Here is a 17,077-nt window from a genome sequence, read left to right on the forward strand (position 1 = left end):
GCTATTCACCTTTATTCAAAATAATCCAATTTATTCAGATAATCGAACAATCGTTTAAGATACTTTTCATCAGCCTCAGGCCAATCAAATCCTAATGAATGAAGAATATCAACAGTCTGTTCGATTTCCACATTCTCTTCGAAATCATCTTCCTCATCAAAGTCATCAATTGAGAAATCGGCAGTTATAATTCCCTGTATATTCTCATTAATGTTATGTTCGTAAATCTGTTTGAATTCATCGAAATCGACTTCAGCAATTCCATAGCCGTATGTATTCAATGCATCGACAATCTCCCTATGGGAAATATAATGATTATTCATACAGTGGAATACCCTGGATTTGTCCGGAGTCCTGCACAATGCAAGTATTCCTTTTGCAACATAATCGATTTGGCTCATGTCAACCTTTTCATTGGCCATTGCAGGATTCATTGCTCCTAATTTTTTAATGGTCTTTATGTTGTTTAAGAATGCATTTGTATCATAGTTTTTCTGGAACACACCGTCTGAGTAACGGCTCATCAGGTTTCCTACCCTGATTATCTTTACTGAAAGCCCTTTGGTTGCCGCTTGCAGAACTGCTCTTTCAGCTAAAAATTTACTGCATACATATTTGTTTTCCAGATCCTGTTCGTAATACAATGTTCTTTCATTAAATTCCTGATTTGGATATGCCTCTTCATTCAAAGAGTAGGATGAAAGAACGCTGACAGTTGATATCTGGACATATTTTATGTTATTCCTTGTTTGAGCAAACTTGAGTCCATTGATTACACCGTCGACATTTACCCTGAATATATAATCATCGGCAGTATAATGTTTTACAAGTGCCGCTGAATTTATTATTGTATCGACAGGTGCATCTTCAAGCTTTTTAAAGTCATCAATATCAGTTATGTCCCCTTCGATTGCAATGATTCGTGACCCTATTAAATCAGTGAAATCTTCATCAAAGTAATAATCCATCAAATCAATTAACCGTTCTTCACATGAATCAAAACTGCCTTTTCTCAACATACAATAGATGTTTCCTTCCTCATTTTTGATGAATTCGTATAGGATATGGATTCCTAAAAATCCGGTAGCTCCGGTCAATAGGACATTGCCCAATTCCATCTTTTCACCTTCAAGGAAGCTTTCTAAGGTATTTTCTTCGAGAAGTTCATTGATTTCACTGTAATCGTAGTTTTTAATGAGATCCTCTTCTATATTCAACTTCTCTTCCGAACCGCTTTCTCCAGACAACAGTTTAGCTAAAGCTTTAGGAGTTTTCTTCCTGAATATGTCATCATATCTGACAGTATATCCCTGTTTAAGCAGTTCAATAATTAGTTTTGATGCAATAAGTGATGTTCCACCAATCTCAAAGAAATTATCCTCTGCACCAACAGTTTCTATATTCAATATGGATGAATATATTGCACAAAGTTCCTGTTCAAGTTTTGTTTTTGGAGCCACATAATTCAAGTCCATTTTTGGTTCAGGAAGTTGTTTAGTATCCGTTTTTCCATTTGGTGTTTGAGGCATTTCATCAAGCTGCATGAACACTGTCGGAATCATATAATTGGTAAGTCTGTCTTTTAAGAACTCTTTTAAATCATCAGTGTCAATTTCGCTATTGGCAGTGTAATATGCACATAAATGATCAACATTGTTAATCTCCTTAATTACAACAACAGCCTGCCTTATGTTCGGATATTGGCCAATATTGGTTTCAATTTCACCTATTTCGATTCTTAATCCTCTGAGTTTAATCTGATTGTCTATTCTTCCTTTAATGTCAATTTCACCATTCGGAAGTTCAATAGCATAATCACCACTCTTGTAATATGGAATGCCATTGATGGTTAAGAATGACTCTTTGGTTTTTTCAGGCATGTTGTAGTATCCTTTTCCAACGCTCATACCTCCAATGTACAATTCACCCATTACTCCATTAGGAAGCAATTTACCGTCAATGTCACGAACGTCAGTGACATAGTTTCTTAAAGGAGGACCAACAGTCAAATCGTTTACATCAGTGACTGATTTGTTGTTGGAAGTAATTGTTGTTTCTGTTGGACCGTAACTGTTATAGACAATAGCATCACTGTATTTTCTTAGATTTTCATAGACTTTTGCTGAAAATTGCTCTCCACCAAGGAAAATACATTTTAAACAAGAAATCACATTACAGAATTCCTCCAATTCGAGATATGATCCGATTCTTGATGGAGTAATTTCTAAAACTTCAGGTTTATTTTCATCAATCAATTTAATGAGCTCAGGGACGTTCTTGATTTGAACATCATCAGCCAATATCAATTTCAATCCATTTGAAAGAGATGTCAATATGTCATCAACAGAAACGTCGAAAGAGATAGTTGTAATACAAAGCAAGCTATCATAAGTGGATTTAGGGTTTTGAGCCTGATTGCAGATGTTTTTATGAGTAATCATTACTCCTTTAGGATTACCGGTTGATCCTGAAGTATAAATCATATATGCCAAATCATCTGGAAGAACCTCCACATTAGGATTAACGGTATTCTCCTCTTCAAGAAGTTCATTGACATTAATGGAGTTGTCAGAAGTCTCATAGCTTATGATGTAATCTGCCTGACTGTTTTCATAAATGTAGTTGATTCTTTCCTGAGGATATTCCGGATCAATAGGAACATATGCACAGCCTGCTTTCAGGACACCCAAAATGGAAGAAATCAAATTGCTGTCCCTTTTAAGCATAATAAGGACATTGCTTTTAGGTTTTACGCCTCTCCTGATTAATGCATTAGCAATCATATTACTTTTCTCATTCAATTCACCATAAGTTAAAGTGGCATCACTTGCAACCAATGCCACAGCATTTGCTTTTTCAACAACCTGTTTTTCAAAGCGTTTATGTAAAATAGGATTATCAATTTCTTCAAATTCTGGAGTTTCCCCTTCAATCAGTTCAATGTCATTTAGTTTTAGCTTATCCATATCGTTTACGAAGAATTGGAATAAGATATATTTAATTGAACGCACGAACAGATTTACATACTCTTCAGTATAGATTTGGTCGTTATATTCCAGATACAGAGTAATAAGTTCCCCATCATCATAAATGTCCATGTTTATTTTATAATCTGTTGAAACAGTACCGTCAAGGTCAATTGCTTCATAAGATTTGCCCTCAAGTTCAAGATCATTCTTTATGGATTCATGGAATGCATAGAAGAATTCCGGTTTTAACTGATAGTCTTCTGAAAGTTTTGTGTATGGATAATCGCTGTGAATTAATGCATCTTTCCATGCTTTATCAACAATTTTTATGTAATCTTCTACCATCATGTCACGATTTTCACCATTTACAATAACAGGCAATGTCTTAACCAGCATTCCCTGCGTATTGGAGTAACTAGAGTTTGCCCTACCGTTAAAGATTGTTGTAATTAATGACTTGCCACTGAATGTAAACTTATTAAGGCTTAAAAGAGTAGCGGCCATAAATAAAACGTTTGGACTTATTGAATGGTCTTTACAGAAGTGCCTGATAAAATTAGAGCCCATTTGATCTGAAACAAGTTTAATATTTCCAATATCAGGATTACCATTAATATTTGGAGTTAAAACTGTTGATTCAATGTCTTGGCTAAATTGTTTTTTGAAGAATTTCTCGGAAACCTCGCTAACAGAAGTTTTCTCTTCAATCAGACTGTATTCGAATCCGTTAATCTTTTCAGCTTCGATTTCTTCATCATTATATGCCTTGGCCAAATCATTGAAGAAAATGCCTTGAGACACTCCGTCAGTAATAATATGATGGAAATCAACGAATAATATGGTTTCTGCTGGTGTTTTATAGATTTTAAATCTGAACAATTGATTATTGTCTAATGGAATCGGTTTTATGTCCCTATCCATTATTTCCCTATTGCTAATAGAGTCTATTTCAACAATTTCTATTTCATCAATTTCAGCATCATCGCATCTTTTTTGCAATACTTTTCCATCAGTAGTATTAATAATTCTTGTTTTAAGATATGGATGTGCCTCAACAGTTTTAATAACCGCATCTTTAAGTTTATTAGGATCAATGCTGCTTTCAAACCTTAATGCAAAAGGCATTGTGTATTTGATTTTTTCGGTCTGCATACACTCATAGTAGATTCCCATTTGGTTTTCAGTCAATGGGAAATATTCCATATCCTTTGCAGTTTCAATAATTTCATCCAGGTCTATTTCGGATTCCACATGATTGTCAATTTTATCTGCAAGCGATTTAATTGTTGGATTTGTGAACAGAGATGTCACATCAATGTTCACATTCATCTCATTGAAAATCATTGAGTTTAATTTCATTAATGTTAAAGAAGAGAAACCCAATTGATATAAATCATCTGTTGTACCGAATTTAGTTGTATTTGCAATTGATGCAACCATTTCAACTAATTTTTCTTCAGTTTCACCTTCCGCTTCAACATAATCCAGATTTAATTTTGGTTTTGGAAGTCTTTTAATGTCAGTCTTACCGTTTGGAGATATTGGCATCTCATCAAGCTGCATAAATACAGTTGGAACCATATATTCAGTTAATTTATTTCCCAAATACCTTTTCAGGAGATTTATATCTATTTCCTTATCTGCTGTGAAATAAGCGCATAAATGTTCAACATCATTGATTTTTTCAATTACAACAACCATCTGCTTAATGCCTGGGAATCTGGCAATATTGGATTCGATTTCACCAAGTTCTATTCTCAACCCCCTTAATTTGATTTGGTTGTCAATTCTTCCTTTTATTACCAACTCGCCATTTGGAAGTTCAATTGCATAGTCTCCGCTTCTGTAATATGGAATATCATTAATATGCAGGAACACTTCTTTGGTTTTTTCCTCCAGATTGTAATATCCTCTAGCTACACCATTTCCTCCAATGTATAGCTCGCCCATTACTCCAGAAGGCACCAATTTACCGTCAATATCCCTAACTTCAGTTATGCAATTGTGCAGAGCTTTTCCAACAGTTATATTTTCTGCACTGGTAAGTTTATGGGTATTGCATGTTACTGTTGTTTCAGTCGGACCGTAAATATTATACACTTCCAAATCAGGATACTCTAAAAGCCGTGAAATCAGGTCCTGAGGCACCATTTCTCCACCAACACCTATATACTTGAAGTTAGGCACTTCTTTGGCGAATTCCTCATATTCCAAATACTGTTTAAATCTTGATGGTGCGGAAAATGTAAGTGCATCAGGTTTTTCTCTTTCAACTAACTCAGCCAATTCCTTAATATTTTTTATTTCGCTGTCGTTAGCCAGCACCATTTCCAAACCGAAGGTCAACGGCATGAAATCCAGTAAAAATGCGTCAAAGGAAACAGTTGAAAGTGCAAGTGTCTTTTTCATTTTTGAATATGCATTATAGATTACGCTATCCTCGCTTTTTGAGAACAGATTTGTAATATTCTTATGGCTGGTCATTACTCCCTTAGGATTTCCTGTAGAACCTGAAGTGTAAATCATATAGGCCAAATCATCCGGATTGATTTCCACTTGAGGATTTGAGTCATTATCCTCTTCAAGCAGTTCATTGATGTCGATTGAATTTTCAATCACTCCATCCGCTATTAAATAATCCGCCTGACTGTTTTCAAAAATATAATCAATTCTGCCTTTAGGGTAGTTTATATCAATAGGTATGAATGCACATCCCGCTTTTAAAACACCCAAAATGGCAGAAATAAGGTTGCTATCCCTTGGAAGCATTACTAACACATTACTATTAGCCTTGATTCCCCTGCTTATAAGGGCATTGGCAACACGGTTTGCTTTCTGGTTAAGTTCACCGTAAGTCAATGAACCGTCGCTTGCAACCAATGCAATGTTATCCGGAGTTTCATCAACCTGTTTTTCAAAGCGCTTATGGATAAATGGAATTTCCACATCGATAAATTCATGTGATTCCATATCATCTTTTAATTTTACATCACGGATTCTGCAACTGTCAATGTCGTTTTCAAGGAATTGAACTAAAATCCTCTTCATGGATTGTATGAATGTTTTTACATAACCCTCACTGTAGAGCTGGTCATTATATTCCAGGACAACATTAAACTCATCACCATTATCATAAATGGCCAAATTGATTTTAGATTCAACTGTAACCATATAAAACCCGGCCAACTCTTGTGGGATATACTCCTTATTGTTTATTATCATTTCATCTGATCCCAAAAATTCATGATAATTATAGAAGAATTCCGGTTTCAATTGATATTTCTCAGCAATTTTAATATATGGATATGCACTGTTTGTTAAAGTATCTTTCCAGGTTTGATCAACGGATTTGATGAAATCTCTGACTGACATCTGCCTGTTTTCATTATGGGTTATAAACGGAACAGTTTTTACCAAAAATCCTTGAGTATTGAAGTAGCTTGGACTTGATCTTCCGTTGAATATTGTTGTAATTAATGTTTTGTCACTGAATGTGAATTTGTTTAGATTCAAAATGGTGCTTGCCATAAACAAAGCATTTTTACTTATGGAATTGTCATTACAGAACTCATTAATTAATTTTGAATCAATAGTATCAGAAACATTTTTTATTTTACCCTCATCGGGATTTCCATTTAAATCTGGAGTTAGAACAGTGGATTCTATTCCTTGTGTCAATTTATCATCGAAAAATGCCTTTGCAGACTGATATGTTTCACTTTCTTCTGCATCTTTTTCCAGAATGCTGTAAGTATAACCATCGATTATTTCTTCAGATATGCCTCTATTTTCATAGACATCCGCTATATCCCTAAATAAATTGTTTTGTGACACCCCATCAGTAATAATGTGATGGAAATCTGTGAATAAGACAACTTCGTCAGGAGTTTCATATATCTTGAATTTGAACAGCTGACTGTCCTCTATAGAGATTGGGCGAACATCATTTCTAACAAGGTCCTCATCGCTAATGCTATCGACTTTAACAATTTCAATATCATCGATTGCCACATCGTCACATCTTTTCTGTTTCAATTCACCATCATAATTTACAATTCTTGTTTTAAGATATGGATGTGCTTCAATAGTATCAATAATTGCCTGTTTAAGTTTATCTGCATCAACATCCGTGCCAAATCTTACAGTTGTAGGCATTGTATATTTAATCACATCAGGATTTTGCTTACATTCATAGTAAATACCCAATTGATTTTCAGTCAATGGATAATAATCCATGCCTTTGGCTGATTCAATAAGCTCTTGAAGACCAGACTCTTTTTCAGATGAGATATCGATTTCTATTGCAAAGTTTTTAACTGTCGGCTCATTGAATAATACTGAAACGTCCAAATTCGCACCCAATTGCTCATAGATTATGGAATTTAATTTCATCAATGTCAATGAAGTAAAACCAATGGCGTATAAGTCATCTGTAATACCAAATTCATCGACATCTGCAATTGATGAAACGATGTCATATAATTTTTCTTCAGTTTCAGTTTCAGGCATCACCAAAGCCAATTTAAGTTGAGGTTCAGGCAACTGTTTCAGGTCTGTCTTGCCGTTTGGTGTTTGCGGCATCTCATCAAGCTGCATGAACACGGTTGGAACCATATAACGAGTAAGGCGACCTATTAAAAACTCTTTTAAATCTTCGGCGTCTATTTCTCGATCAGCAGTATAATAAGCACATAAATGGTCGTTGTTGTTGATTTCCTTAATTACAACTATTGCTTGTTTGATATTTGGATATTGACCTATATTTGATTCTATTTCACCGATTTCGATTCTTAATCCTCTGAGTTTAATCTGGTTGTCGATTCTTCCTTTAATGTCAATTTCACCATTCGGAAGTTCAATAGCATAGTCCCCGCTTCTGTAATATGGGATGTCATCAATGGTCAAAAACACCTCTTCGGTTTTTTCTGGCAGATTGTAGTATCCTTTACCTACACCGGTACCACCAATGTACAATTCACCCATTACTCCAATAGGAAGCAATTTTCCATCAATGTCACGAACATCAGTTATATAATTATCATGAGGAATTCCTACGGTCAAATCGTTTACGTTTGTGACATTTTTGTTGTTGGAGGTGATTGTTGTTTCTGTTGGGCCGTAACTGTTATAGACAACTGCATCACTGTATTTTCTCAAATCCTCATAAACCTTTGCTGAAAATTTCTCCCCACCAATGAAAATACACTTTAAGCAGGAAATAACATTGCAGAATTCCTTTACTTCAAGATAGGAAGCAAGTCTTGAAGGAGTGCTGTCTAAAATTTCAGGTTTGTTTTCATCGATTAACTTGATTAAAGCAGGAATATTCTTGATTTGAGTATCATCAGCAAGTATCAATTTCAGCCCATTTGAAAGTGATGTCAATATATCATCAACAGACACGTCAAAAGAGATAGTTGTAATACAAAGCAAACTGTCATAAGTGGATTTAGGATTTGAAACCTGATTACAGATGTTTTCATGGCTAATCATCACACCTTTAGGATTGCCTGTTGAACCTGAGGTGTAAATCATATATGCCAAATCATCAGGACCAACATCAACGTTAGGATTTTCTGTATTGCCGCCTTTAAGCAGTTCTTCAATGTCTAAGGATTTTTCTCCAGATTCATTTGCAATAATATAATCCGCCTGACTGTTTTCATAAATATAATTAATTCTTTCCTGAGGATATTCCGGATCAATCGGAATGAACGCACAACCGGCTTTAAGAATACCTAAAATGGAAGCAACCAAATTGCTGTCCCTTGAAAGCATTACCAAAACGTTGCTTTTCGGCTTGACTCCTCTTTTAATCAAAGCATTTGCAATAACATTTGCCTTTTCATCCAACTGCTTGTATGTAAATGTGGCATCAGTTGCAACAAGAGCAGTTTCGCCACCTTTGTCAGCCACTTGTTTTTCAAAGCGTTTATGTAAAATCGGCATATCAACATGTGTGAATGTAGGTGTCCCTTTACTTTCACCCAATTCTATTTCACCAATGCTTAATTTTTCAATATCTGCTTCAATTAATTGATTTATTACACTGACTATGCAATTTAAGAATGTATCTATGTAATCTGCGCTGTACAATTGGTCATTGTACTCAAGGAATAATTCAATATTATCCCAAGTTTCATTGACTTCCAAAGATATCTTATAGTTAACTTCGAGTGAATTCAGATATTTTACTTTATAAGTTTTACCATCAATCTCAATATTTTCAGCGTCAAGATTATTGTATGCATAGAAAAACTCCGGTTTCAATCCGAACTCTTCAGAAATCTTAGTATAAGGATAATCAGAATGACTAATGGTTTCCATCCAGACATCATTGACTGAATTTAAATATTCTTTAAATGATAATGTCCTATCATCATTGATTGAAACAATCGGAAGCGTTTTAACAAGAAATGCCTGTGTGTTGATGAATGATGAGTCTGACCTTCCGTTGAAAATAGTTGTAATCAAAGTTTTGTCATTGAATGTATACTTATTCAAGTTCAGCATTGTTACAGCCATGAATAAGACGTTAGGTGTTATCCTGTTTTCGCTGCAAAACTTATTAACCAATACTGGGTCGATATTTTTGGAAATTGATTTTAAAATTCCTTCTTCAAAATTACCATTCAAATTAGGAGTCAGTACAGTTGAATCAACTTCCTGAGTTAATTTATCATGGAAGAATTCCCTGGACAATTCATATTTTTCGCTGTTTTCATTTTCACTTTCAATTATACTGTTAATGTAACCATTAATTGTTTCTTTTTCAATTTCAATTCCCTGATAGGCATTGGAAATATTTGTGAACAGCTTGTCCAATGATTCACCGTCGGAAATTATATGGTGGACATCTGAGAATAAAACTGTTTCACTAGGAGTATTATAGATTTTAAATCTGAATAATTGGTCATTATGCAAATCGAATAGTTTTACATTTTCTTTTTCGATTTCTTCATCGGAAATAGTATCAACATTAACAATTGGAATATCCTCAATATCGATTGAATCATCACGTTTCAACATCACCTTACCTTCTTGTACCACAATTCTGGTTTTAAGATAAGGATATGCTTCAATTGTCTTAATGACAGCACCATGTAATCTGTCAACATCAATTTCACTGCCGAATCTTATAACTGACGGAAGATTATACTGTGCAACATCACCACTTTGAATGCACTCATAATAGATTCCCATTTGATTTTCTGTCAATGGATAATAAACCATATCCCTGGATGCTTCAATTACACTATTCAAATCTAGAATATCATTGTTTTCTATTTCATTTGCAATATTTTTAATTGTAGGATCATTCAATAACGAAATAATATCTAAATTAACACCCATTTCCTCATAAATCCTTGCATTTAATTTCATCAGAGACAATGAAGTAAATCCGACAGCATACAAATCATCAGTAGTACCGAATTCCTTTGTTCTGCTGATGGATGAAGCAATTTCATGCACCATTATTTCAGTTTCAGTTTCCGGTAGCGTAAATGACAATTTAAGTTGAGGTTCTGGCAGTTGTTTCAAGTCTGTCTTGCCGTTTGGTGTTTGTGGCATCTCATCAAGCTGCATGAACACGGTCGGGACCATGTAACGAGTAAGACGGCCTTTTAAAAATTCTTTTAAATCTTCAGTGTCTATTTCTCGTTCAGCAGTATAATAAGTGCATAAATGGTCGTTGTTGTTGATTTCCTTGATTACAACAACCGTTTGTTTGATATTTGGATATTGTCCAATGTTTGATTCTATTTCACCGATTTCTATTCTTAATCCTCTGAGTTTGATTTGGTTGTCTATTCTTCCTTTAATATCGATTTCACCATTAACTGTTGCAATAGCATAGTCTCCACTTCTGTAATATGGAATGTCATTGATAGTCAGGAACACTTCTTCAGTTTTTTCCGGCATGTTGTAGTATCCTTTACCTACACCGGTACCTCCAATGTACAATTCACCCATTACACCATCAGGGACCAATTTACCGTCAATATCACGAACATCAGTGACATAGTTAGTATGAGGAAGTCCCACTGTCAAATCGTTTACGTCTGTGACTTCTTTGTTGTTTGAGGTGATTGTTGTTTCTGTTGGACCATAACTATTATAGACAACAGCATCACTGTATTTTCTCAAATCTTCATAAACCTTTGCTGAAAATTTCTCCCCACCAATGAAAATACACTTCAAGCAGGACATAACATTGCAGAATTCTTTTACCTCAAGATAGGAAGCAAGCCTTGAAGGAGTGATGTCTAAAATTTCAGGTTTATTTTCATCGATTAACTTTATTAAAGCAGGAATATTTTTGATTTGAGTATCATCAGCAAGTATCAATTTCAAACCATTGGAAAGAGAAGTCAATATGTCATCAACAGACACGTCAAATGAAATGGTTGTAATACAAAGCAAGCTATCATAAGCGGATTTAGGATTTGAAACCTGATTACAAATGTTTTCATGGCCAATCATTACACCTTTAGGATTGCCAGTGGATCCTGAAGTGTAAATCATATATGCCAAATCATCAGAACCAACATCAACGTCAGGATTTTGTGAATTGCCTTCTTTAAGCAGTTCTTCAATGTCTAAAGATTTTTCTCCTGATTCATCGGCAATAATGTAATCCGCCTGACTGTTTTCATAAATATAGTTTATCCTCTCCTGAGGATATTCCGGATCAATCGGAATGAATGCACAACCCGCCTTAAGAATACCCAAAATGGAAGCAATCAAATTGCTGTTTCTTGAAAGCATGACTAGAACATTGCTTTTCGGCTTGACTCCTTTATCCATCAAAGCGTTTGCAATAACATTCGCTTTTTCATCCAACTGCCTGTAGGTCAATGTAGCGTCACTTGCAACAAGAGCAGTTTCATCACCTTTATTCATTACCTGTTTTTCAAAGCGCTTGTGAATCAAAGGCATTTCAACTTCAGAGAAGACAACATGTTCATTTTCGCTGACAAGAGCAATATCGCAGATATTTGTTTTATCAACATTAGCATTAGCTATTTCTTCAACGATTTTTTCAAGGCTTGATAAGAATAAATCAATGAAATCTTTGGTATATAATTCATCATTATAAAACAAGGACAATAAAACAGTTTCATCATTTTCAACAATGCTTAGATAATTGGAATACTCTGCATCTGATTTTAAATATTCATCAAACGTATAATAGAATTCCGGCTTTAAAAGAAGATCATCATTATTGAAATATTCATCAAATTCCAACACTTTAATATAATTCTCATGAATAGTTTCTAGAAATTCCCTAATGGAAATTTGTCTGTTTTCAAATTTTGTGGCAAATGGGACATTATTCTGATTGAAAATTAAGGTTTCATTTGAAAAATTGAATTTATTGAGTGTTAAAATCAAACTTGCCAATAAAAGCTCATTGATTGAAATCGAATTGGATTCAGCAAATCCAACTAAACTCTCTTTCTTAATTTCATATTCAGATTTTTCGATTATGCCCTTTTCTTTTTCACCATTCACATTCGGAGAAATTAAAGTTGATTCATCAAAATCCCAACACAATCCTGACAAATATTCACTGAAAAAATCGCTAGTTTTATCCTCCATCATATCAAACCTTCAAATTATAACTAATAAATAATATCTAAACAAGATAATAAATAATTTATCAAAAAAAATTATTATTCCGTGAAAGATAGCATTAGATAAAACTATTAATCTAAATAATCTAGTTTGAGTATCAATATAGCTTGGCTCTGAAATTTCCTTTACGGTTTCACCATCTTTAACATCCTCGATTAACAATGGTGAGTCCGGATTATGCAACTTCTGATTCATTTTAACCAACTTCATGTTGCTGTTGGCATAACAGTATAGAAATTATCTACTACTTTTTCGATTTTTATTTCATTCATTACGAACGAATAATGCTTGAAAAGTAGGTGAATTATCTACTACTATTTTAATGAATTTTGTTTCATAAGTAAATCAACCCAGTTCCATCAATTGACAAGCAAATTTATCATTTAATCTGAAGTTAAAGTTTATCCTTCATTTTTAAATAATACTTCATTTATTTGAAGTAACAGTATTAACTACATCTAAATGAAGTACTTCAAATTGATAAATGAAAAAAATTAAAAAATTAGATTAATGGCTTAGGACTTTGAGTGAAATCCTGAGGATACTTTTTTTCACATAACTCATATCCAATATATTCCAATCTTTCATTGAGCAATCTTTTTCCATTTTCGGTTACTGCATACAATGGAACTTTTTTTCCAGCATAATATGGTTTTCTTTCTTCAGCAATTTCCCGTATGTTTATGGAAGAGCATCCTGAAATCACATCAGCATAATCAAATAACATCTCCGCCTCTTTTTTGGAAACGTTGGTTGTATGTGCTACGAAAATAAAAATTTTGACATCATCAGGTTTTGGATGTTGCCTTAAATCTCTAACCATTTCTGTTGGGATAATTGTTATTGCAATGTTTTTATATCCTCTTTCAATTGCCATTTCAAGACCTTTTAATGGATTTAACTCTGCAGTTTCAGGATTTAAAACATTTTCTCTTCCAACTTTATCCATTACCTCATCAATTGGAGTGGTGCTTATCAATGCGGAAACTCTTCCTCCAACTCCCTGAACAAGCTCAGCGTCATCAATCAGCAATGTCCCTACTCCCTCACATGCTCCAACCACACAATCAACATTGCCATTGATCATGTTGGTTTTTAATGTTTCGCTGGTTCCAAAGCTCATTGTGTCTTCAACATCAATTGACCTTTGTGGAGTGCACATTCCAAATTCATCTATTCTTTTGTTAATGTTGGATTTGATGAATTCTTTTGTCAAATCACCATTATGCTGACCATTGTCAAATATGGAACAGTAATCAACTACCGGTTCTCCAATGTAGGTTATTTTTCCGTTTTCTATTACGACTTCAGCTTTTCCTAATGCTTCAATTACATGTCTGTCATTCATACAATCACCAGATAACAAATGTTATATACAATGCTTTTTAAATAGATTTTGTAAGGAAAAACTCACAATAGGTCAAAAAGATGAAAAAAATTAAAGATTACGATGACAATTGCCCCATAGATGATACATTGAAATTGATATCCAAAAAATGGGTGATATTTATCATCAGAGACATATTCTTAGGAAAAAAGCAATTCAGCGAATTTTTAGAAGAAAAAACATTGAGCAACAGAGTATTGACAGACACACTCAAATTTATGGAAGACAATGATTTAATTACAAAACAAGTTTTTGAAAATGATATCAAAACTGAATATTCACTAACACAAAAAGGATTCAATCTAAACAAAATTCTCTATAATATGCTGGAATACGGCCTCAATGAAGTAAACAGCGGAAATCTATCTGAAAAACAAAAAGAAGAATTATTAAATGAGTATGAAGTCCTTTTTAAAATCAATGATTAATTTTAACGACTATTCTCATAACATATTAGAAAATTATAAAAATTTTTTAGTTTCTTTTAAAAATTCTTCTGCCTGATTAATTCTTTTTTTAGCTAAATCTTCCCCAATAGAGTCTATTGCAGAATAATCAGCATCTTCCCTGTCTGATTGAGCATTAGTCAAATATTTATACACATTATATCTGAATTCATCTTCATGAACATATTTTAAACTGAACAACTGAATCAAACCTTGATGAGTTTTAGGGACATTGCATTCCTTCTTAATCAATAACGCTTTAGCGCATAAAAACATTGAATAATAAGATAAACTAACTGAATCTGCATAACCTTCAATTTCAAATAAAGCTTTACTATGTTTTAATTTTGTTTCAGCCTTAACAATAAAAGCAAGTACCTCTTCATTATCCAATTGGTACACCATCCTTTAAAACATTAGTTAAAAATGAGAAATTTTTAGTTTTATTGAATAAGTCTTCATTAATTACATGAGCTGAAATAAGTTCTTGTTTATCATACATAATCCATGCAATTTCCTCTGAAATAATATCATCTATATCTTCACGATGATTGGAAATTATTAGAATATCAATGTCTGATTCCTCATGATCATCACCACGAGCAACAGAACCAAATAATATGATTTTAATAATTTTATCACTGTTAATTGCATTTGCAAACTCACGAGCAATCTCAACTCTATTATACATTAATAACCACCATAGATTATTAGATAATAATTAATTTAAATTTTATCAATAATAAATATTTACTAACTGCGACTTTATGAAAAACTTGATTAATTAATATTAAAATAATCTAGTTTGTGTATCAATATAGCTTGGTTCATTGACTTCATTTACAACATCACCAATCAGTCACAGTAGGCATGGTCTAAGAATCTCCGGATCCTACAACCGTAGAGGTTCAATTATCCCATAGATTCAGTAACGTTGGCAACAACAAACAATGTTAAATCAAAATCTGAATTATCTTAACCATCTACAATGTCACTTTTATTTTTTATGAAGACTACTGTTATTATTAATAATATTACCGTAATTACTATCATCATTAAGGAAGTTAAGCTGAATGAATTGACGGAAAGCTGATTATGAGTAATTTTTCCATTTGCCAATATCTGCATTATCACGACTGTAATGGATGAACCTATAGCTCCTATAACCTGCCTTACAGTATTGTTGATTGCCGTTGCATCTTCAACATCACCTGCTACAACACTCATTGCCCATGTAATGGCCGGTGACAGACCGAGTCCGCAGCCGATTCCCCTGATTATCTGAGTAATTAACAGATATTCGAATGAGGAATTCATATTATAATTCATCATGGCAGCAAAACAAATTATATTTATAACTGATGAAGCTATTAAAACAGGCTTTATTCCAATTTTATCTGCCAATATCGGACCGATAAAGTTAAACACTATCATAACGATTGCTGAAGGGAACAATATGAGTCCGGATTCTGTTGAAGAGTAATATGCCACGTTTTGAACAAACAAAGGCACAACTACATTGATTCCGCACATTATAAAGTATAGCAATGCTGCAAAAACAGTCCCGTATACAAAATACTTATTTTTCAGCACATTCAAGTTGACCAACGGTTTTTCAATCTTATTTTGACGATTGACAAAGATTATTAATGAAATTGCTCCGACAACAATTGGTAAAATTACATGAGTTAAGCTGAATCCAAACTCTGCAACATTTGAAAATCCGATCATCAGCCCCACGCAAAACAGTATTGACAATATCAATGAAGGAACATCCAATGGATACTTTTCTGTTTCAAGCTCGAAGTTTACTAAAAGCATTGACAAAATTAAGATTGCTACGGCAATTATTGCCAGGAATTCAAAAATAACTCTCCAGTTATATGAATCGACAATGAATCCACCTATTGTCGGTCCCATTGCCGGCACAATTCCAACAAGGAATCCCATTAAGCCCATGAAAAATCCCCATTTTTCCTCAGGCATTATCCTGAAAATTAATATCTGACCTATTGGCATTAAAATACCTGTTCCCATAGCTTCCAGGATTCTACCAACAATCAGCATTTCAATGCCTGTTGATAAAAAACAAATCACTGATCCCATTATGAACAATATGAGGGAGGTTATCAATATTGTTTTAATCTTAAATCTTTTTGTAATATATGCAGTTGGTGGAATCATTACTCCAAGCACCAACAGAAATATGGAATATGTCCATTGCGCGGTTGCAGAAGATATTGCAAAATCGTTCATATAATAAGGCAAACTTGTTGTTACAATACTTTGTGAGATTAAAGTAATTGAAGAAGCCAGTATAATTATAATTAAAGTTATTAAACCAGTGCTATTTTTAAATTTCATACAATTTTTCCATAGTTGTCTTGATAATAATTTATCATTATCTTATAATTTTTAAATTTTTTGATAAAAATTACAAGAAAAGTTATTAAATCAATTTTATCCACATAAATTAAATAAAAAAATTAAAATAGTTTAGTTTGTGTGTCAATATAGCCAGGTTCATTGACTTCCATTACAACTTCCCCAATCAGCAGGGGCGAATCCGGATTATACAACTTTTGGTTCCTTTTGACCAACTTATGTTGGCATGGGCATGAAACTGTCAAACACTT

Annotated in this window: 6 protein-coding genes; 1 reads left to right on the forward strand and 5 read right to left on the reverse strand. The window is 33.6% G+C overall.

All coding sequences use genetic code 11. The features are described from left to right. Positions 1–11 precede the first annotated feature (11 nt). The gene (locus tag IJE64_RS02710) at positions 12–12,575 is read right to left on the reverse strand and encodes a non-ribosomal peptide synthetase (protein WP_292781679.1); all 12,564 of its coding nucleotides are present in this window, start codon (positions 12,573–12,575) and stop codon (positions 12–14) included. 535 nt (positions 12,576–13,110) lie between these two features. Continuing rightward, complete coding sequence (locus IJE64_RS02715; protein ID WP_292781682.1) at positions 13,111–13,956, reverse strand: methanogenesis marker 8 protein; 846 nt, start codon at positions 13,954–13,956, stop codon at positions 13,111–13,113. An 80-nt stretch (positions 13,957–14,036) separates the two neighbouring features. On the opposite strand from IJE64_RS02715, the gene IJE64_RS02720 reads away from it, so the two are divergent. After that, the gene (locus IJE64_RS02720; protein WP_149732496.1) at positions 14,037–14,423 is read left to right on the forward strand and encodes a helix-turn-helix domain-containing protein; all 387 of its coding nucleotides are present in this window, start codon (positions 14,037–14,039) and stop codon (positions 14,421–14,423) included. A gap of 33 nt (positions 14,424–14,456) precedes the next feature. Here IJE64_RS02720 and IJE64_RS02725 read toward each other — a convergent pair whose 3' ends face one another. The 3 genes from IJE64_RS02725 to IJE64_RS02735 all read right to left on the reverse strand — a co-directional run bounded on the left by IJE64_RS02725 (position 14,457) and on the right by IJE64_RS02735 (position 16,805). Beyond that, entirely contained in the window at positions 14,457–14,834 is a 378-nt protein-coding gene (locus IJE64_RS02725; protein ID WP_188118149.1) for a HEPN domain-containing protein, read from the reverse strand. Then, positions 14,827–15,132, reverse strand: coding sequence for a nucleotidyltransferase domain-containing protein (locus IJE64_RS02730; protein WP_149732498.1), 306 nt, complete (start codon positions 15,130–15,132; stop codon positions 14,827–14,829). Before IJE64_RS02730 ends, IJE64_RS02725 begins: the two co-directional genes overlap by 8 nt. 284 nt (positions 15,133–15,416) lie before the next feature. Continuing rightward, complete coding sequence (locus IJE64_RS02735; protein ID WP_292781694.1) at positions 15,417–16,805, reverse strand: DHA2 family efflux MFS transporter permease subunit; 1,389 nt, start codon at positions 16,803–16,805, stop codon at positions 15,417–15,419. Positions 16,806–17,077 lie beyond the last annotated feature (272 nt).

This window comes from Methanobrevibacter sp. (assembly GCF_017409525.1).
In the GTDB taxonomy this organism is placed as follows: domain Archaea; phylum Methanobacteriota; class Methanobacteria; order Methanobacteriales; family Methanobacteriaceae; genus Methanocatella.

Bases quoted from the DNA above. Each gene is read 5' to 3' on its own strand.
- IJE64_RS02710 (WP_292781679.1), bottom strand. From the start codon at position 12,575: ATGATGGAGGATAAAACTAGCGATTTTTTCAGTGAATATTTGTCAGGA.
- IJE64_RS02715 (WP_292781682.1), bottom strand. From the start codon at position 13,956: ATGAATGACAGACATGTAATTGAAGCATTAGGAAAAGCTGAAGTCGTA.
- IJE64_RS02720 (WP_149732496.1), top strand. From the start codon at position 14,037: ATGAAAAAAATTAAAGATTACGATGACAATTGCCCCATAGATGATACA.
- IJE64_RS02730 (WP_149732498.1), bottom strand. From the start codon at position 15,132: ATGTATAATAGAGTTGAGATTGCTCGTGAGTTTGCAAATGCAATTAAC.
- IJE64_RS02735 (WP_292781694.1), bottom strand. From the start codon at position 16,805: ATGAAATTTAAAAATAGCACTGGTTTAATAACTTTAATTATAATTATA.